Annotated in this window: 12 protein-coding genes; 4 read left to right on the top strand and 8 right to left on the bottom strand. The window is 71.9% G+C overall.

All coding sequences use genetic code 11. The annotated features are described in order from the left end of the window. Positions 1-65: 65 nt before the first annotated feature. The 4 genes from POL25_RS05380 to POL25_RS05365 form a co-directional block, all read right to left on the bottom strand. Positions 66-2,285: a xanthine dehydrogenase family protein molybdopterin-binding subunit gene (locus POL25_RS05380; protein WP_272084757.1), complete on the bottom strand. Its 2,220-nt coding sequence runs from the start codon at positions 2,283-2,285 to the stop codon at positions 66-68. Further along, complete coding sequence (locus POL25_RS05375) at positions 2,282-3,277, bottom strand: FAD binding domain-containing protein (RefSeq protein ID WP_272084756.1); 996 nt, start codon at positions 3,275-3,277, stop codon at positions 2,282-2,284. The genes POL25_RS05380 and POL25_RS05375 overlap by 4 nt, the downstream gene beginning before the upstream one ends. Further along, a complete protein-coding gene (locus POL25_RS05370) occupies positions 3,274-3,756 on the bottom strand; it encodes a (2Fe-2S)-binding protein (protein WP_272084755.1) in 483 nt (160 codons plus the stop codon). Before POL25_RS05370 ends, POL25_RS05375 begins: the two co-directional genes overlap by 4 nt. Before the next feature lie 237 nt (positions 3,757-3,993). Beyond that, the gene (locus POL25_RS05365; RefSeq protein ID WP_272084754.1) at positions 3,994-5,493 is read right to left on the bottom strand and encodes a hydroxysqualene dehydroxylase; all 1,500 of its coding nucleotides are present in this window, start codon (positions 5,491-5,493) and stop codon (positions 3,994-3,996) included. Between the two features lie 56 nt (positions 5,494-5,549). Here POL25_RS05365 and POL25_RS05360 point away from each other — a divergent pair, with 56 nt between their 5' ends. Then, positions 5,550-5,999: an SRPBCC family protein gene (locus POL25_RS05360; RefSeq protein WP_272084753.1), complete on the top strand. Its 450-nt coding sequence runs from the start codon at positions 5,550-5,552 to the stop codon at positions 5,997-5,999. A 79-nt stretch (positions 6,000-6,078) separates the two neighbouring features. On the opposite strand, the gene POL25_RS05355 is transcribed toward POL25_RS05360, so the two are convergent. Both POL25_RS05355 and POL25_RS05350 read right to left on the bottom strand, forming a co-directional pair. Next, positions 6,079-8,112 carry a carotenoid oxygenase family protein gene (locus POL25_RS05355; protein WP_272084752.1) on the bottom strand — a complete coding sequence of 678 codons (2,034 nt, stop codon included), beginning with the start codon at positions 8,110-8,112 and terminating at the stop codon, positions 6,079-6,081. A gap of 8 nt (positions 8,113-8,120) precedes the next feature. Beyond that, the gene (locus POL25_RS05350) at positions 8,121-9,833 is read right to left on the bottom strand and encodes a serine/threonine-protein kinase (RefSeq protein ID WP_272084751.1); all 1,713 of its coding nucleotides are present in this window, start codon (positions 9,831-9,833) and stop codon (positions 8,121-8,123) included. Positions 9,834-10,113: 280 nt separating this feature from the next. On the opposite strand from POL25_RS05350, the gene POL25_RS05345 reads away from it, so the two are divergent. Next, positions 10,114-11,328 carry an efflux RND transporter periplasmic adaptor subunit gene (locus tag POL25_RS05345; protein ID WP_272084750.1) on the top strand — a complete coding sequence of 405 codons (1,215 nt, stop codon included), beginning with the start codon at positions 10,114-10,116 and terminating at the stop codon, positions 11,326-11,328. A 34-nt stretch (positions 11,329-11,362) separates the two neighbouring features. Next, entirely contained in the window at positions 11,363-14,599 is a 3,237-nt protein-coding gene (locus POL25_RS05340; protein WP_272084749.1) for an efflux RND transporter permease subunit, read from the top strand. A gap of 1 nt (position 14,600) precedes the next feature. Here the strand turns inward: POL25_RS05340 and POL25_RS05335 are convergent, their stop codons facing one another. Further along, positions 14,601-15,254, bottom strand: coding sequence for a 2-hydroxychromene-2-carboxylate isomerase (locus tag POL25_RS05335; RefSeq protein ID WP_272084748.1), 654 nt, complete (start codon positions 15,252-15,254; stop codon positions 14,601-14,603). A gap of 255 nt (positions 15,255-15,509) precedes the next feature. On the opposite strand from POL25_RS05335, the gene POL25_RS05330 reads away from it, so the two are divergent. Then, positions 15,510-16,364: a hypothetical protein gene (locus POL25_RS05330; protein ID WP_272084747.1), complete on the top strand. Its 855-nt coding sequence runs from the start codon at positions 15,510-15,512 to the stop codon at positions 16,362-16,364. A 58-nt stretch (positions 16,365-16,422) separates the two neighbouring features. On the opposite strand, the gene POL25_RS05325 is transcribed toward POL25_RS05330, so the two are convergent. Beyond that, complete coding sequence (locus POL25_RS05325) at positions 16,423-18,126, bottom strand: golvesin C-terminal-like domain-containing protein (protein ID WP_272084746.1); 1,704 nt, start codon at positions 18,124-18,126, stop codon at positions 16,423-16,425. Between the last annotated feature and the right edge of the window lie 66 nt (positions 18,127-18,192).

The following is an 18,192-nucleotide window of genomic DNA, read 5'->3' as shown; positions in this document are numbered from 1 at the left end:
ATGCGGCGCAATCAGCCCGTGCAGGCGGGGCGGGTGTGCATGCGAGCGGCCGGCTGCGCGGGCGTTCACAGCAGCTTGTCGAGGGTGATCGGCAGCTCGCGGATCCGCCTGCCGGTGGCGTGGAAGACGGCGTTGGCGATCGCGGCCGCGACGCCGACGATGCCGATCTCGCCGAGGCCCTTGACGCCGAGCGGGTTGACGACATCGTCGCGCTCCTCGACGAACAGGACGTCGATCTCGGGTACGTCGGCGTGGACCGGCACGTGGTACTCGCCGAGGTTGTGGTTGACGAAGCGGCCGAGCCCGTGGTCGAGCATGCTGTGCTCCTCGAGCGCCATGCCGATGCCCCACACCACGCCGCCGAGGATCTGGCTGCGCGCGGTCTTGGGGTTCAAGATCCGCCCGCCCGCGACGGCGCTGACGACCCGCTTCACGGTGACGGTGCCGAGCGCCTCGTCGACCGCGACCTCGACGAACACGGCCGAGTGAGCGTTGCTGGTGTAGCGTGACTGGCGGGCCATGTCGGGGATCGCGGTGGCCTGCTCGGCGAGGCTGCCGAGGCCGGCGTGGCGCATGATGGCGGCGATCGGTACGGCGTCGGCGGTGCCGCTGCGCAGGCGCAGGCCGCGATCGAGGAACACGACGTCGTCGAGGCCGCGGCCGGCGAACGGGGAGTCGGGCATGGTCTGCGCCAGCTTCAAGAGGCTGTGCTGCAGCGCCTTGCAGACGGCGAGCACGGCCGAGCCGACCGAGGAGGCGGTGGCCGAGCCGCCCTGGATCATGGCGGGCGGCAAGGCGGTGTCGCCGAGCTCGAAGCGGACGGCGGCGATCGGGAGGCCGAGCTGCTCGGCGGCGATCTGCGACATGATCGTGTAGGTGCCGGGGCCGATCTCGCCGCTGGCGCTGGCGACGTGCAGCCGGCCGTCGGCGGTGAGCAGGGCCTTGGCCTGCGAGGGGGCTTGTTGCGCCTCCCAGATGCCGGTGGCCATGCCCCAGCCGATTTGCAGCGGGCCGGCCCGCATCGATCGGGGGGCGCGCGAGCGCCGGTGCCAGCCGAACCTGGCCGCGCCCTCGCGGTAGCAGTCGCGCAAGGCCTTGCTCGAGAACGGGCGCCGGTGGTCCTGATCTTCCTCGGCGTAGTTGCGCAGGCGCAGCGCCAGCGGGTCGAGGTCGAGCGCGTCGGCGAGCTCGTCGATCGCCGACTCGAGGGCCCACAGGCCAGTGACGGCCCCGGGGGCGCGGGCGTCGATCGGGGTGTAGAGGTCGAGCGGGGCCACGCCGTACTCGAGCCGGGTGTTGGGGCACTCGTAGAGCACGCCGGACCAGGGGACCACGTTCTCGCAGTAGTCCTCGAAGCGCGAGGTGTTGCCGACGGCCTCGTGCACGAGCGCGCGCAGGCTGCCGTCACGCTCGGCGCCGAGCGCCACGCGCTGGCGGGTCCACGGGCGGTAGCCGAGCGTGAACATCTGCTGGCGCGTGAGCACGACCCGGACCGAGCGCCGCAGCTCGCGGGCGGCCAGGACGGCGAGGAACAATTGATACTGCGGGCGCAGGCCGGAGCCGAAGCCGCCGCCGACGAACGGGGTGACGACGCGGACCTGGTCGGTCGAGAGGCCGAACACCTTGCACACGTAGTCGCGGCTGTTGCCGACGCCCTGGGTCTTGTCGTGGATCGTCAGGTTGCCGTCGGCCTCGACGACGACGGTGGTGGCGTGCGGCTCCATCGGGTTGTGGTGCAGCGCCGGGTGCTCGTAGGTCGCCTCGACGCGCACGGGCGCGGCGGCGAGGGCCTCGTCGGCGCGCCCGCGTGGCTTGGGCGGCGGGGTGTAGCCCTTCTTGCCGCGGGCCGGCTCGTGCGCCTCGGCCTCGACCTCGGCGAGGCGGGTCTGGTGCGGCGCGGCCTCGACCACGACCACGACGAGGCCGGCGGCGTGGCGCGCGAGCTCGAAGCTCTCGGCGACCACGAGCGCGACGGGCTGACCGCTGAATTGGATCTCGGCGTCGTGAAGCGGGCGCAGCGGCGAGCCGCCAGGGGCGACCATGTCGCGCCAGCTGCGGTCGCGCCAGGCCAGCCGCGGGGCGTTCTCGTGGGTAAATACCTGCAGCACGCCGGGCAGGGCCAGGGCCTCGGCGGCGTCGATACGGACGATCTTGCCGCGGGCGATCGCGGTGGTGACGACGACGCCGTGCACGAGGTCGGGGGCCGAGAACTCGCCGGCGTAGCGGGCCTGGCCGGTGACCTTGGCCCGGCCGTCGACGCGATCGTGGGGCTTGCCGGTGGTCATGCTTGCGATCCTCCGGCGACCGCCTGCTGCAGCGCGCGGACCACCGCGCGACGGACGAGGGCGATCTTGAAGTCGTTGTGACCGCGGCCGCGAGCGTCGCGCACGAGGTGCTCGCCGACGCGGGCGAACAGGGCGTCGTCGGGGCTGCGGCCGCGCAGCAGATCTTCGGCGGTGGGGTCGCGCCACGGCTTGTGGGCGACGCCGCCGAGCGCGAGGCGAGCCTCGGCGATCTTGCCGTCCTCGAGCTCGAGGGCCGCGGCGACCGAGACGAGGGCGAAGGCGTAGGAGTGACGATCGCGGACCTTGAGGTAGGACGCGTGCGCGGCGAAGCCCTGGCGCGGCAGCTCCACGGCGGTGACGAGCTCGCCTGGCTGCAAGTTGGTGTCGCGCTCGGGGGTGTCGCCGGGCAGGCGATGGAACGCGGCGAACTCGATGGTCCGCGAGCCGGCGGGGCCGGTGACGTGCACGGTGGCCGCGAGCGCGGCCAGAGCGACGCACATGTCCGAGGGGTGCACGGCGATGCACTGCTCGCTGGCGCCGAGGATCGCGTGGATCCGGTTGACGCCGGCGAGCGCCGGGCAGCCGCTGCCGGGCGCGCGCTTGTTGCACGGCAAGGCGGCGTCGTAGAAGTAATAGCAGCGGGTGCGCTGCAGCAGGTTGCCGCCGGTGCTGGCCATGTTGCGCAGCTGCGGCGAGGCGCCGGCGAGGATCGCCTGCGACAGCAGCGGATAGCGGGCGACGACCTCGGGGTGGTAGGCGAGGTCGTGGTTGCTGACGAGCGCGCCGATCTTGAGGCCGCCGTCGGGCAGTGACTCGACCGCGCGCAGCGGCAGGCGGGTGATGTCGATGAGGCGGCTGGGAGCGGTGATGCGCTCCTTCATGAGGTCGACGAGGTTGGTCCCGCCGGCGATGAACTGGGCCGCGCCGTCGCTGGCGGCGGTGCGCACGGCCTCGGCGACGTCGCCGGCGCGGGTGTAGCCGAACGGGTTCACGCGCTCCTCCGCGGCCGCATGGCCTGGCCGATCGCGGCGACGATGTTGGGGTAGGCGCCGCAGCGGCACAGGTTGCCGCTCATGAGCTCGCGGATCTGGTCGTCGGTGCTGGCGTGGCCCTCGGCGAGCAGACCGACGGCGGAGCACAGCTGGCCGGGGGTGCAGTAGCCGCACTGGAAGGCGTCGTGATCGATGAAGGCCTGCTGCAGCGGGTGCAGGGCCTCGCCCTCGGCCAGGCCCTCGACCGTGGTGACGCTGGCGCCGTCGCGCATGACGGCGAGGCTGAGGCAACTGTTGATGCGCACGCCGTCGACGAGGACGGTGCACGCGCCGCACTGGCCGTGGTCGCAGCCCTTCTTGGTGCCCGTGAGGCCGAGGCGCTCGCGCAGCAGATCGAGCAAGGTGGTCCAGGGAGCGACCTGCAGCCGCAGCGTGGCCCCGTTCACCTTCAAGGTGATGGCGCAGGTCTCGTCGCCCATGACGGGCAGCATGGGCGCGGCAGGCGAGCGCGCGAGCGGGCAGGGTCTGGCGCCCGGACGAGGCGCACGGCCACCGTCGAAGTCGGTGCGCCGCGCAAGGCCCGCTGGCTCGCCGGGGCGAACTCGAGGTCGTGGGTGAGCCCCAGCGCGAGAGGGTCCGACGCCGCGGCGACGAGCTCGAGCTCCGGATCGATCCGCATGCGACGAGGCGTGCGGCGAGCTCGAGTCCCGGGGCGCTCAGCCGCGCGAGAGGGCCCGGCGCAGCCGCGAGGGCCACGGGCGCAGCCGCGAGACCGGCATGAGGGCGCGGGCCAGCACGCCGCGCGGCGGCAGCGGTCGCACGAGCGCGCGCGGCCGATCCTCGCGCGTGCGCACCAGCTCCGCCGCGCGCCAGCCCGAGGCGGCGGCGCCCTCCATCGACGAGGGCAGGCCGGTGCGGGTCCAGTCGCCGGCGAGCACGAGGCCCGCGACGGCGGTGTCGGCGGTCGGCCGGCGCGCCTCGAAGCCAGGCAATGGCGCCTGCACGGCGAGCGGGATCCGGTGGACGGCGGCGTGTCGCAGCTCGGCGGTCCGGGCCTGCGGCAGGTTCTCGTCGAGCTCGCGGCGGGTGCCAGCGACGATCTCGTCGTCGCTCATGCCGGCGATCCGCGCGGCGTCGATGATGTTGCTGCCGATCAGCGACGGTCGATCGCCCCAGTCGGGGTAGATGTTGGCGTAGTCGTAGAAGTCGCAGTTGAGGTCGTCGGGGGCGTAGCTGCGGGCCCAGAACTGGCGCCGGGTGATCCGTCGGTCGAACCACAAGTAGACGCTGACGTAGGTGACCGGCTGAAACCACGGCAGGGCGTCGAGCCCGGGCAGGTGGCGCCAGCGATCGGGCACGAGGGCGGCGAGGTCGGCGGGCGGCAAGCTGCTGACGACGTGGCGCGCCCGCAGCTGACGTCCGTCGGCCAGGCGCACGCCGGTGGCCCGACCGTCGTCGCCGAGCAGTTCGGTCACTGCGGTGCCGGTCCACACGGCGTGGCCGGCGGCCTCGATCGCCGCGCGCGCGCCAGGGGCGAACAGATCGCCGAGGCCGCAGCCGGGGAAGCCGATACGCACGGCGTCGCGGCTGATCGCGTGGTGGAACGTGCGCATCAGCGAACCCGCCGAGCAGCGCTCGACCGGGGTGTTGAGGATCGACATGGCGGCGAACTGCCAGTAGCGCCGCAGCATCGCCGGGCGGACGCCCATGGCCGCGAGCGCGGCGGCGCCGTCGAGATCGTCGAGGCGCAGGACCTCGCGCTCGTCGAGGCCGAGCGCGACCTGCACCGAGGTCGCGTTCGAGGCCAGGTCGAGCAGGCCGAGCGCAGGGTCGTCACACAGGGTCGCCAGCATCTGCACCGGCGGCGGCAACGAGGAGCGCCGCAGCTCGACGGCCCGCTCGCCGTCGAACATGGTGTAGAGGACCTCTTCGGGGCCCCAGACCACGCGATCGGCGGTGCCGAGGCGTTCGAGCAGGCGGAAGAAGTTGGGGTAGTAGTTGGTGACGATGTGCGGGCCGACGTGGACCGGGTCGCCGGTGGTCGGGTCGGCCCAGCTGCGCGCCCGCCCGCCGAGCAATCGATCGCGCTCGAGCACGACGAGGCGCAGGCCGGAGCCGAGCAGGCCGACGGCGCAGGTGAGGCCGGCGATTCCGCCGCCGAGGATCACGACATCGGTCTCGAGCGCCGGGACATCCACCGCGCGCGAGGTTTGCATCGCCGCGCGGCGGCCGTCAACGCGCCGCCTCGGCCGAGTCTGCTATGTCTGGCGCGATGCCGGCGTTCCGTCTGCGCAGCGAGTGGGCGTTCGCCGCGGACCCCGCGGCGGTATGGCGGTGGGTCGCCGACGCGCCGCGTTATCCGAGCTGGTGGCCGGGCTTCGAGCGCGCCGAGCCCGGCGACGCTTCCGGCGACCTCGTCCATTGCCGGGTCCGCGGCGACTTCGGCCTGACCCTCGCGTTCGTCCAGCGCGTGACGCTGCGCGAGCCGCCGCGCCGGCTCGAGTTCACCGCCGACGGCGACCTCGTCGGCCGCGGGACGTGGGACCTGACGGCGACGGCGAGCGGCACCCAGGTGACGATGCTGTGGGAGGTCGACCTGGGGCGCCCGCTGCTGCGGGCCCTGGCCCGCTTGCCGCCGGTGAAGCGGTGGATGGCCGGCAGCCACCACCGGGTGATGGAGCAGGGCCGGCGCAGCCTGGCCGCGGCGCTCGGCGGTCGATGATGGGATATGTCCGCGGGGACATGCCCTCGGGGACATGCGCTTTAGGACATGACCTCGAGGACATGCCCCGAGGGGCAGGTCATCGGCCTTGCTGCCACAGCCGGCGCAGCACGCCGGCGCCGATCGTGCCGAGCTCGAGCAGCTTGAGGTAGGTCGGCATCTCGATGGTGGGCACCTCGTAGGGCGGGCGCTCCCACTCGTCGATGCCGCCGCGGTCGACCCACGCGCTGTGGAGCGGGAAGCCGGGGCGGATGCCCTGCTCGTGCGGGCCGGGGCCGAGGGTGCAGATCGGGCCGCGGTCGAGCGGCTGGGCGGCGTCCCAGATCCAGATCTCCATGTCGGGGTGGTCCGGGCCCCACACGAGCGCGACGATGTAGCCGTCGCGGGTGCTCTGGCTGTCCGGACGCGGCACGAAGATCGGCGCCGCCATGAAGAACCCGGGCTCGAAGGTGAAGCAGCTGTCGAGCCGCATCTCGTGGTCGAGGCGGTAGAAGCGGACGGTGTTGTTCGGGTCGGCGATGCGCTCGACGAACTCGGGCTCGGGGAGCAGGCGGCGCGGCGGCCAGGCCTCGTCGGGGCGGCCGCGGCGGAAGTTGGCGAACACCCGCGCGCTCATCGTCTGCGGCAGCCAGCCGCCGGCGACCCAGTAGGTGGCGTCGAGGCGGCGACAGGTGCGGAGCAGGTTCGGCGTGCCCGACGTGTCGTGCTCCGACAGGTACGGCGAGATCTGCAGCGGCGGCAGGATGTTGAGCCCGAGCGGGAAGTTCTCGCGGTCGTCGGGGTGGGGGAACGCGCGCGTCTCGACGGTGCCGCGGCGCAGGTCGACGACGTGCCGGCGGACCTGGTTGAGGTCGGTCGCCGACGAGAACATGCCGAGCAGGCTGTCGGGCACGATGCCGCCGCCGATCAGGCGATCGCCCGCCTCCATCTGGTCGGCCGGGTCGGCGCCGACGTTGTGCTGGGCGAAGATCGTGACGACGTCGCCGTCGTCGTCGTAGTCGGTCAGCGCATGCGTCAGCTCCCACATCAGGTCGACGCGCTTCGCCGGCAGGTCGCGCGCGCCCGAGGCGAGGGCGCGGCGGATGTCGTCCTTGTGGATGAAGTAGACCGGGCACACGTGGTCGGGCGTGGCCTCGCGCAGGCGGATCCGCAGCCAGCGGTACAGCACCCGCAGGTTGCGCGGGACCTCGATCGTGCGGCTCTCGACCAGCCACTTCCACAGCAGCGGCGTCAGCGGCTCGACCAGCGACGAGGTGTTGAGGACCAGGTTGGCGTTGAAGACGACCAGGTAATTGCGGGTGAGGCAGATCTGGTGGACGCTGGCGTGGCCGAGGATCACGCCGTGGCCGTCGACGGTGACCCGCAGCGGCGGGGTCGGCGGGGCGGGGCCGCCGTCCCAGGTGGTGATGTAGAGGTCGGCGCGGATCGGCTTGTTGACGTGGAGGAAGTCGGCGACCCGCGGGACGATGTTGGTATAGAGCAGCCGCGGCTTGCCCGGCTCGAAGTCAGGGTCGTACACCGGGTGCCCGGTGGTCATGATCATCGGGCTGAACGAGCTGCCGACGGCGGTGTGGTAGTCGCCCGGGCGCCCGACCGGGGTGATGTGCTCGAGCGTCTTCGGCGAGACCTCGACCGGGCGGCCGGCGTCGTACGACAGCAGCAGGCGCCGCCCGGCCTTGCCGTCGTGGGCGCCGACCGGGAAGGTCGGGATCGGCGAGGTGTTGGTGAGGTTGGAAGTGCCGAACCACGAGAACTCGGCGAAGTCGGTGCGCACGAACGCCTCGGGCGCCAGCTTGCGCAGGTGCCAGCTCTGGTTCTCGATGAAGCGGGTGGCGGCGCGGATGAACACGTTGCCGCCGTCGCGGTGCGGCTCGAGGTCGAGGGTCAACAGCCGCCCGCTGGCGGTGAGCATGTGCGGGTTGACGTTGAGCTCGTGGTGCTCGTGGATGGCCTGGTACGGGAAGACGGTGGTGAATGTCCTTCCGGACAGGTCGGAAGGGTAGTGACCCGTGCGCACGGCGTAGCGCGCGGCGTGGTCGACGACGTCGCCGTGGTAGGCGTGCAGGAGGCCCCGCTCGACCCGCTCGGCGAAGGTTTGGGCGCTGGTGGACATGGCGCGGGCTAGCGGCTCCAGAAGCGGAAGGCGAGCAGGAACACCGCCACCAGCGAGCCGACCAGGATCAGCGAGGAGACCGCCGGGAAGGCGGCGCACAGCAGGGCGCCGGCGAGCATGACCCCGGCGGCGTACCAGATCCAGCGCTCGATGGCGATGCCCGCCATGGTGGCGATGGCGCCGAGCATCAGCAGGTCGTTGACCATGGTGGTCGCGACCGGGGTGCCGAGCACGACCGCGGCCGTCCGGTGGACCAGCATCGCCAGCGAGGAGACGACCAGCCAGGCCATGACGCGGCGGTTGATGGTGTTTTTGAAGAAGTTGCCGCGGTACGCGAAGATGAGGCCGAACAGGACCACGTTGATGACGGCGCCGGCGATCGCGTTGCTGGCGGCGGAGGGCAACAGGCTGCCCTCGGGGCTGTACACGATCAGGACGACGGTGATGGCCAGGATGCTGGCCGGGATGATCATCGACAGCATGACCCGCTGCGGGCGCGCGACCGAGAGGTCGAACTCGGGGTCGCGCGCGCGGCCGGAGCCGCGGTTGAGCGCGTCGAGCAGGTCGCTCATGGTGGCGTAGCGGTACTCGGGGTCGCGGTCGAGGGCGCGGACGATGGCAGCGTGCACGCCCGCGGGCACCGGCGAGTCGGCGGGCGGCGGGCGGATCTTGCCGTCGCTGACGTTGATCACGAGCTCGAGCAGGCTGCCGCCGGCGAACGGGTGGTGGCCGTACAGCGCGCTGTAGAGGGTGACGGCGAAGCTGAACTGGTCGGTGCGCGCGTCGGCGTGGCGGCCGGCGTGCTGCTCGCTGGCCATGTACGCGGGCGTGCCGGCGACCCGCCCGCCGCCGCTGCGGCCGGGGTCGAGGAGCGGGACGCCGTCGTCGGACTCGGAGGTGTGGCGGTGCTCCGGCTCGCCGCCCATGGCCCCGACGGCGCCGCCGGCGATGCTGACCCGGCCGCTGGCGGCGGGATCTGCCGCCGCGGCGTCGCGTCGCAGGCCCGAGGCGCTGAGGCCCGGCTCGGACCGCGGGGCCGCGCGCGCGAGCCCGAAGTCGACGACCCGCGCGTGCTCGTGCTCGTCGATGAGCACGTTGTCGGGCTTGAAGTCGCCGTGGACGATGTCGGCCTGGTGTGCGGCCGACAGACCCCGGCCTGCCTGCACCATCACGTCCAGGACCTGCTGCCAGGTATGCGGCTGGGCCTTGAGCCAGCTGCCGAGCGTGCGGCCCTGGACGAACTCCATGGCGAGGTAGACCTGCTGCTCGAAGCGGCTGACCTCGTAGACCTGAACGACGTTGGGGTGGGACAGCCGGGCCATCGCCCGCGCCTCCCGCTGCATGCGCGCCTGGTTGGCCGGGCTGTTGTCGCGGCCGGGGCGGATGAGCTTGAGGGCGACGCGGCGGTCGAGCTCCTCGTCGTAGGCCGAATAGACGACGCCCATGCCGCCCTCGCCGAGCTGGCGCAGGACGGCGTATTTGCCGATCCGCGCCGACTCGCCGAGGTAGCCCGGCCGCCGCGCCGGCTCCGACAGCTCGTCCTCGGCGTCGGTGTCGGGGCCGTGCGACGAGTCGGGCAGCGCCGACATGTTGGCCAGCGTGTCGACGGTGACTTCTTCGGCCGAGCTGCCGGGGAACGCCGCCGCGTAGCTGTCGCGCCAGTCGGGCTCGGACTCGTCGGCGAGGGGGCCGCGCTTGTTGTCGCCGTGGTCTCGCGTCATGTCCGTCGCCCGAGCCCGACGCCTCGGCGTGCTCGCCGAGACTACCGCAGCGCGACCCCGGGCGGCGCGAGATCGTCCCGCGCGCGCAAGAGAAAACCCCCGTCGCGACGCGGAGGCGTCCGCGGGACACGGCGCCGGTTTCGCCGCCGGGACCGGAGGTTTCCGACGTCGGCGGCTCCGGGGAAACGATGTACTTCCGGAGGCGCCCGCGCTATGCCCCACGGGCAAACGGAGCCCCCCGACGATGAAGCGAGCGCTGGCTCAAGGTGTCCTGATCGTCATGGTCGTGGTCGTCGCGTTCGTGATGATGCAGGTCATCCGCGGCATGAAGCCCGAGGTCAAGGCGGTGCCCAGCGAGCGCCGCAGCGTGCCGGTGGTCGTGCAACGGGCGCTGCCCGGCGCGCATCCGGTGACCGTGCGCGGGCTCGGCGAGGTCAAGCCGGTCCATCAGCTGCGCGTCACGTCGGAGGTCAACGGCCGCGTCGTCGAGCGCAGCGACGGGCTCGCCCCCGGCGGCCTGCTGCGCCGCGGCGACCCGCTGATCCGCATCGACGCGCGCGACGTGTCGGCCCAGGTCGCGTCGCAGCGGGCCGCGCTCGAGCAGGCCTCGGTCGCTCTCGCCGACGAACGCGGGCGCAAGACGGTCGCCGAATACGAGTGGCAGGGCCGCTCCGACGCGCTGGCCGATCACGCGCGCGAGTTCGCGCTGCGAGACGTCCACGTGCGCAGCGCCCAGGCCAACGTCGAAGCCGCCCGCGAGCAGTTCGGCCGGGCCCGGCGCGACCTCGGGCGGACGATGGTCCGCGCGCCGTTCGACGCGATGGTGACCGACGCGACCGTCGAGCTCGGGCAGGTGGTGACGACGCAGACGCAGCTGGCGACGCTGGTGGCGATCGACCGCTACTGGGTCGAGATCGCGGTGCCGGTGTCGCAGCTCGTGCACCTGGAGATCCCCGGCGTCAACACGACCGGCCTGCGCGGCTCGCCGGCTCGGGTCATCCACGACGCCGGCGCCGGCGTGGTCATCGAGCGCGAGGGCTACGTCGAGCGCCTGCTCGGCCAGGTCGACGCGCGCGGTCGCATGGCCCGGGTGCTGGTGGCGGTCCCCGATCCTCTCGGGACAGGTCTCTACGGACAGGTCCCAAAGGTCAGCGACGCACCGGCCGCGGCGGCCCCGACCCCGCGCCTGCCGCTGCTGCTCGGCAGCTCGGTGCGCGTCGAGCTGGCCGGCCAGCCGCTGGTCGACACCACCGAGGTCCCGCGGGTCGCCATGGTCGACGACGACAAGGTGTGGCTGGTGGTCGACGGCAAGCTGACGCTGCGCGCGGTCGAGGTGGTGTGGCGCTCGGCGACGACGGTGCTGGCGCGCGGGCTGGCGGCCGGCGAGGCGATCGTGACCACGCCGCTGGCGACCCCGACCGAGGGCTTGCAAGTGACGATCGAGGGCGACGCGCCGCCGCTGATCGCGGCCGCCAAGCCGCAGCCGAGCAACTGACACGAGACCGGCTGCGGACGCAGCGAGGAGCGCCATGGACTCGAATTCTTCAGGTGCGTCCGGCATGGTGACTGGCAGCGGCCCGATCGCCTGGATGGCGAAGAACCCGGTCGCCGCCAACCTGCTGATGATCCTCCTGCTGGTCGGCGGCCTGCTGATGGCCGGCCGCGTCAAGCAGGAGGTGTTCCCCGAGACCGAGCTCGACATGGTCTCGATCAGCGTGCCGTACCCCGGCGCCAGCCCGGCCGAGGTCGAGCAGGGCATCGTGCTCGCGGTCGAGGAGGCGGTCCGCGGCATCGACGGGGTCAAGCGCGTGGTCGCGGTCGCGTCGGAGGGCGCGGCCCGCATCAGCGCCGAGCTGACGATCGACGCCGACGACGAGAAGGTGCTGGCCGACGTGAAGTCGGCGGTGGACCGCATCACTTCGCTGCCGAAGGACGCCGAGCGGCCGGTCGTCAGCCTGGTCACGAACCGCTCCGAGGTGATCTCGATGGTGGTCTACGGCGAGCAGGACTTGCGGGTGCTGCGCCGGATCGCCGAGCAGGCCCGCGACGTCTATCTCTCCGATCCGCGGATCACCCAGGCCGACCTCGCCGGCGCGCCGAAGAAAGAGATCTCGATCGAGGTCCCGCGCGAGCAGCTGCGGGTGCACAACCTGACGCTCGAGCAGATCGCCCAGAAGGTCAGCCAGACGTCGCTGCAGCTGCCCGGCGGCGGGGTCAAGACGGCCACCGGCGAGGTCCTGGTCCGCACCGACGAGCGCCGCGAGGACGAGCGCGGGTTCTCCGAGATCCCGGTGGTCACCGGCACCGCCGGCACCGAGGTCCGCCTCGGCGACATCGCCCGCGTGCGCGAGACGTTCGCCGAGACCGACGAGTCGGCCAGCTTCGCCGGCATGTCGGCGGTGATGATCCGCGTGTACCGGATCGGCTCGCAGAAGCCGCTCGCGGTCGCCGAGGCGGTGCGCGAGCTGACCGCGAAGTACCAGGCGCAGCTGCCCGCGGGCGTGTCGATCGCCCAGTGGCAGGACATGTCCGAGATCTACGCCCAGCGCATGGACCTGCTGATGCGCAACGCGCGGAGCGGGCTGATCCTGGTGGTGCTGTGCCTCAGCCTGTTCCTCGAGATCCGGGTGGCGCTGTGGGTCGCGTGGGGCATCCCGACGTCGTTCCTCGGCGCGCTGTTCCTGATGCCGCTGCTCGGCGTGTCGGTGAACATGATCTCGCTGTTCGCCTTCATCATCGTGCTCGGCATGGTCGTCGACGACGCGATCGTGATCGGCGAGAACATCTTCGAGCGGGCCCAGCGCGGCGAGGCGTACATCGACGCGGCGGTCGGCGGCGCGCGCGAGGTCGGCATCCCGGTGGTGTTCTCGGTGCTGACCACGGTCGCCGCGTTCACGCCGCTGTTCTTCCTGCCCGGCTTCATGGGCAAGTTCATGAACGTGATCCCGGTCATCGTGATCACGGTGCTGATCTTCTCGCTGGTCGAGTCGCTGTTGATCCTGCCGGCCCACCTCGGGCACCTGACCCGGCCCGAGGGCGGCGTCTACGGGGCGATCTTCAAGTTCCAGCAGCGCTTCGTGGTCGCGCTCGACCGCTTCATCGACAAGGTCTACACGCCGTTCGCCCGCGCGGCGCTGCGGTTCCGCTACTTCACGCTGACGCTCGGGGTGGCGACGCTGCTGCTGACGCTGACGTACGTCGCGTCGGGGCTGATCGGGTTCCGCTTCTTGCCCGGCATCGAGGGCGACGTCGTCACCGCGGCGGTCGAGCTGCCGTACGGGTCGTCGGTCGAGCAGACCCGCCGGGTCCAGGAGCGCATGGTCCGCGCGGCCCAGGAGGTCGTGAAGGAGTACGGCGGCGACGAGGTGCTGCGCGGGCTGTTCGCCCAGGTCGGCTCGCGCGGGCCGGTGATGGGCCCGGGCGGCGCCAGCGGGGCCTCGGGCGGCCACGTCGCCAACGTGCGCGTGTTCTTCGTGCCGAGCGACCTGCGCGACTTCAAGACCGGTGACTTCGCGGCCGAGTGGCGCAAGCGCGTCGGACCGGTGCCCGAGGCGAAGACGATCAACTTCAGCGCCAACATGGGCCCGAGCGCCGGCAAGCCGGTCGACGTCGAGCTGAGCCACGTCGACGAGGAAGTGCTCGAGCGGGCCGCCGACGAGGTGACCGCGGTGCTGCGCGGCTACGCCGGGGTGCACGACGTCGAGAACGGGGTCGCGCTCGGCAAGCCGCAGCTCGACCTGACGCTGACGCCCGAGGCGCGCACGCTCGGGCTGACTTCGACGGACATCGCCCGCCAGGTCCGCGGGGCGTTCTTCGGCGCCGAGGCGCTGCGCCAGCAGGACGGCCGCGACGAGGTGCGGGTGATCGCCCGCCTGCCGCTCGACGAGCGGCGCAGCGAGCACGACATCGAGGAGCTGCTGATCCGCACGCCGCAGGGCGGGGAGGTGCCGCTCAACGAGGCGGCGGTGATCGAGCGCGGCCGCAGCTGGCCGTCGATCGAGCGCGCCAACGGCAAGCGCATCGTCCACGTCACCGCCGAGCTGCGCGAGGGCGAGGCGACCCCGGGCATGGTCAACGGCAAGCTCAAGGCGGAGCTGCTCGACGGGCTGGCCGACAAGTACCCGGGCCTCAGCTGGCAGATGGGCGGCGAGAACCGCGAGCAGGCCGAGTCGTTCGCCAGCCTCAAGACGGGCGCGCTGATGGCCCTGCTGGCGATCTACGCCCTGCTGGCGATCCCGTTCCGCAGCTACGTGCAGCCGCTCATCGTCATGGCCGCGATCCCGTTCGGCCTGGTCGGGGCGATCGGCGGCCACATCCTGCTCGGCTACGAGCTGAGCATGATGAGCATGATGGGCATGGTGGCGCTGTCGGGGGTGGTCGTGAACGACTCGCTGGTGCTGATCGACGCGACCAACGAGTTCCGCCGCACGCGCAAGCTCGGTCACTTCGAGGCGGTCATCGCCGCCGGCGTGCGCCGGTTCCGGCCGATCTTGCTGACGTCGGTGACGACCTTCTTCGGGCTGATGCCGATGATCCTCGAGCCGTCGGTCCAGGCCCGCTTCCTCATCCCGATGGCGATCAGCCTCGGCTTCGGGGTGATGTTCGCGACCGGGATCACGTTGGTCCTGGTGCCGGCGCTGTACCTCGCGGTCGAGGACCTGCGCGCAGGCGTGGGGGCGTGGTGGGACCTGGTGAAGGGCAAGAAGCCGCCGCCGCCGCCGCCACGCGCGCCGGAGTCGCTCGAGAACTACCCGCTCGACGTGTGAATCAGCGGCGGTTGGCCGACGCGGGGCGGGTCAGCAGCGACTCGACCGCGGCGGGGGTCACCGGGTCGCGCCCGGCGAGGATGGCCTCGACGTCGCGCAGGCGGTCCTGGCCCCACACGAGCTCGCCGCGGACGAGGAAGCTCGGCACGCCGAACACGCCGAGGGCGATGGCCTGCTCGGTCTCGCGGACCAGCGCGGCCTTGATGTCGGCCTCGCCGGCGCGGGCGACCAGGGCGGCGCCGGGCAGACCGGCGCGATCGAGGGCGGCGACGATCGTCGCCGGGTCGCCGAGCTCGGCGCCCTCGGCCCAGCCGGCGCGCGCGATCGCGGTGGTCGCCGCGGCCCGCTGCTCCGGCGCGGCGGCGAGGATGGTGCGCTGCGCGAGCAGGGGGTTGAACGGGTGCGAGGCGGGGCCGCGCAGCGGGAGGTCGTGCTCGGCGGCGCGGCGCAGGATGTCCTTGAACATGAACACCCGCTTGCTGGCGATCTCGGCCGGGCCGAGCTGCCCCCAGTGCTTGAGCAGGCCGGCGAACAGGACCGGTCGATGCACGATCACGAGGCCCGGATGGCGCGCGCGCAGCCCCGGCAGCAGGGCGTCGGCGAGGTACACGTAGGGCGAGATGACGTCGAAGAAGAAATCGATCGTGTCGGCCACGGGCGCAGGTTAGCAATTGCGGGATGTCGAATGCAGCCCCCGCGCGGCGGCGTTCACGGTGCGGTGATTGCGAGCGCGGCGAATCGATCGAGGTCGCCAGCGGCGAAGTCGAGTGCCGCCATTCGGGCGAGTGGAACTCGTTGCACTCCGGTCGCGCTCGCTGGGCCCGGGAGGGGGGTACGGCGATGTCGGGGCGCATCGCGTCCTCGCACGCCGCGCTCGTGAGCGTCACCCTGCTGTGATACTGGGGAGACCATGCGGATCTCTCCCTTCGTCTTCCTCAGCGCGCTCGCGGCCGTCGCGTGCGGCGAAGTCCCCGACCAGACCGGCACCGACGGCGCCAGCGAGACCGGGACCGGGACCAGCACGGGCACCGGGACCGACACCGACACCTCGACGACCGCCACGCCGACGACCAGCGGGAGCGGCCAGCTGTGCGTGCCGGGGTCGAGCGCCGCGTGCACGTGCCCGACCGGCAACATGGGCTCGCAGGACTGCAACCCCGACGGCAAGAGCTACGGGATGTGCGAGTGCGAGGGCGGGGGCTCGGACTCCAACGGCGAAGGCACGCTGGAGCCGACCGCGAGCACCACCGAGGCCGCGACGACGACGGAGGGGACGACGACGGAGGGGGACACCGACGCCACGACGACCACCGGCGGGCCGACCTGCGACGACCCGGGGCCGGAGCCGAACAACAGCGAGGCCAACGCGATCGACCTCGGCGAGCAGGGCTGCGGGGCGATGGCGCAGACGGTCGAGGGCGTGCTCGACGGCGACGGCGACGCCGACTGGTTCTCATACTACGGGGTGTGGAACGCGCTGTGCGTCATCGGCCCCAACACCGCGCACACGCTGACCGCCAGCGACGACGTGCGCCTGTGCGTGTTCGCCGACTGCGACCAGGGCACCGCCAACATCAACTGTCCCAACGGCACCAGCGAGGTCGCCTCGCCCGGCGGTCACCCCGGCTGCTGCGGCGACGGCGACGTCGACTTCAACCTCGACTGCACGCTCCTGAACGACAACGCGCGGGTGTTCATCCGCCTCGACCAGGCGCCGGCCGACGCCTGCGTCGAATACTCGGTGGCGTACAACTACGACGAATGAACGAAGAGACCCGCCGGCGCGGCGCGCAGGCGGGTCTTACGCGGCGAGCCGCGCCGGATCAGTTGGTGATCCGGACAGCGTCGGCGATGACGACGAAGTTACCGGTGGTCCAGCGCGACACCGCGACCTTGTTCCAGCCAGCGGTGAAGTTGAAGGTGCCGACGGCGACCCACTGCTTGCCGTTGGCCTGCTGGTTGACCTTCACGGTGCCGAGGTTCTTGCCCTGGGCGTCGAAGGCGACGATCGGGGCGTCGGGGGCCCGGTTGGCGCCCGCCGTGTACCAGATCTGGACCTTCTTGCTGCCGGCCTTGTTGAGGAAGAACGAGAACTCGGCGGCGTCGCTGATCGGCGAGACCGAGGCGAACACGTAGTTGCTGCCGTAGAAGCCCGGCGTCGACGCGGTGGCGGCCCAGTTGGCCGAGGCGTTGAACTTGGCGATCGCGGCGTTGTTGTTGCCGTTGGCGCTGTCGACGATGATCTCGGCCGGGTCGGTGCCCTGCGGCGGCGGCGGCTCGGGCTCGGGCTCGGGCTCGGGCATCGGGTCGGGCGGCACCGGGTCGTTCGGATCCGGCTCCACCGGCGGCGGGTCGGCAGGCTGGCCGCCGCACGCGGCGCTGATCTTGTTGAAGTACGTCGCCCACGGCCAGTTCGGGCCCGGGTCGATGCGGTTGTTGGGCTGCAGCTGGCCGTGCGAGACGATGTGGTACTTGTCGATCGGGATGGCGTGGCGCTTGGTGATGTCGCACACCAGCTTGGCCGACTGATCGATCAGGTTGGAGTTCCAGGTCGCCTGCTTGGCGAAGCCGGCGTGCTCGATGCCGACGGTGAAGTGGTTGCTGCTGACGCCCTCGAACTGCGGCTCCTGGCCGCCGTTGAGGCTCTTCTTGTAGGCCGCGGCGATGTGGAAGGCGCGCTTGCTCTCCTTGACGAGCTGCGAGATCTCGGAGCCGTCCTCCTTGACCACGTAGTGGGCGCTGACCCCGGACTGCGAGTTGACCAGCCAGCCCCAGCAGCCCGAGTAGGCGCCCTCGCACGAGTGGATGATGACCATGCGCACCGTCTTGGAGCGCTCCCCGTAGTTCGAGCTCGGCGAGGGGCGGAACTTCGCGCCCGCGTAGTCGGGGTTGGTGTTGAGGACCGGGCCGCCGGTGCCGTCGTAGTTGGGCTCCACCATCGGCTCGGGCTTGATCTCCGAGATCACGTTGCCGTCGTTGTCGGTGACCACGAGGCCGTTCTTGATCACGCCGTAGACGTCGTAGTGGATGTAGGCGATCGAGGCGTCCTTGTCGCCGATGTCAGCCAGAGCGGCGATCGCCGGGGCCCACGCGCCGAGGTCGTCGAGGTCGATGCCCTCGGCGTCGGCCATGTCCCGCAGGACAGCCGCGGCCGCGCGGATGTTGGTCTCGCGGTCGGACTTGATGTCGTCGACCGGGAGATCGAGCAGCTGCGAGGCACGCTCGAGGTTGACGCCGCGCAGCGCCATGGTGCCGAACGCCGCGTCGCGGCCCTCGAACTCGACCTGGCCCTCGACCATCTCCCAGCGCGACTCGACGAAGCCCACGGCCTTGAGGATCACGACCGGGACGCCGAACTCCTCGGAGGCGCGGACGAACTCGCCGTCGATGCCCTCGAGGAACTCGCCCGGATCGGCCTCCGGCGGGTCGGCCGGGTCCGGGACGTCGATCGGCTGATTGCCGGTCTCGTCCCCGAATCGCCCGCCGTCGTCGCCTTCACAGGCGACCGCGAGCAGGGGCAGTATCATGAGGGTGCGTGTACAGACGGTCCGCAGCATCATCGCCGCTATAGGCCAATGTCGTGGCAAGAACAA

The sequence above is a fragment of the Nannocystis bainbridge genome, from assembly GCF_028368995.1.
Lineage (GTDB): Bacteria > Myxococcota_A > Polyangia > Nannocystales > Nannocystaceae > Nannocystis > Nannocystis bainbridge.
The sequence above is the reverse complement of the archived record's forward strand: the minus strand, read 5'-3'. Positions and strand labels throughout refer to the sequence as shown.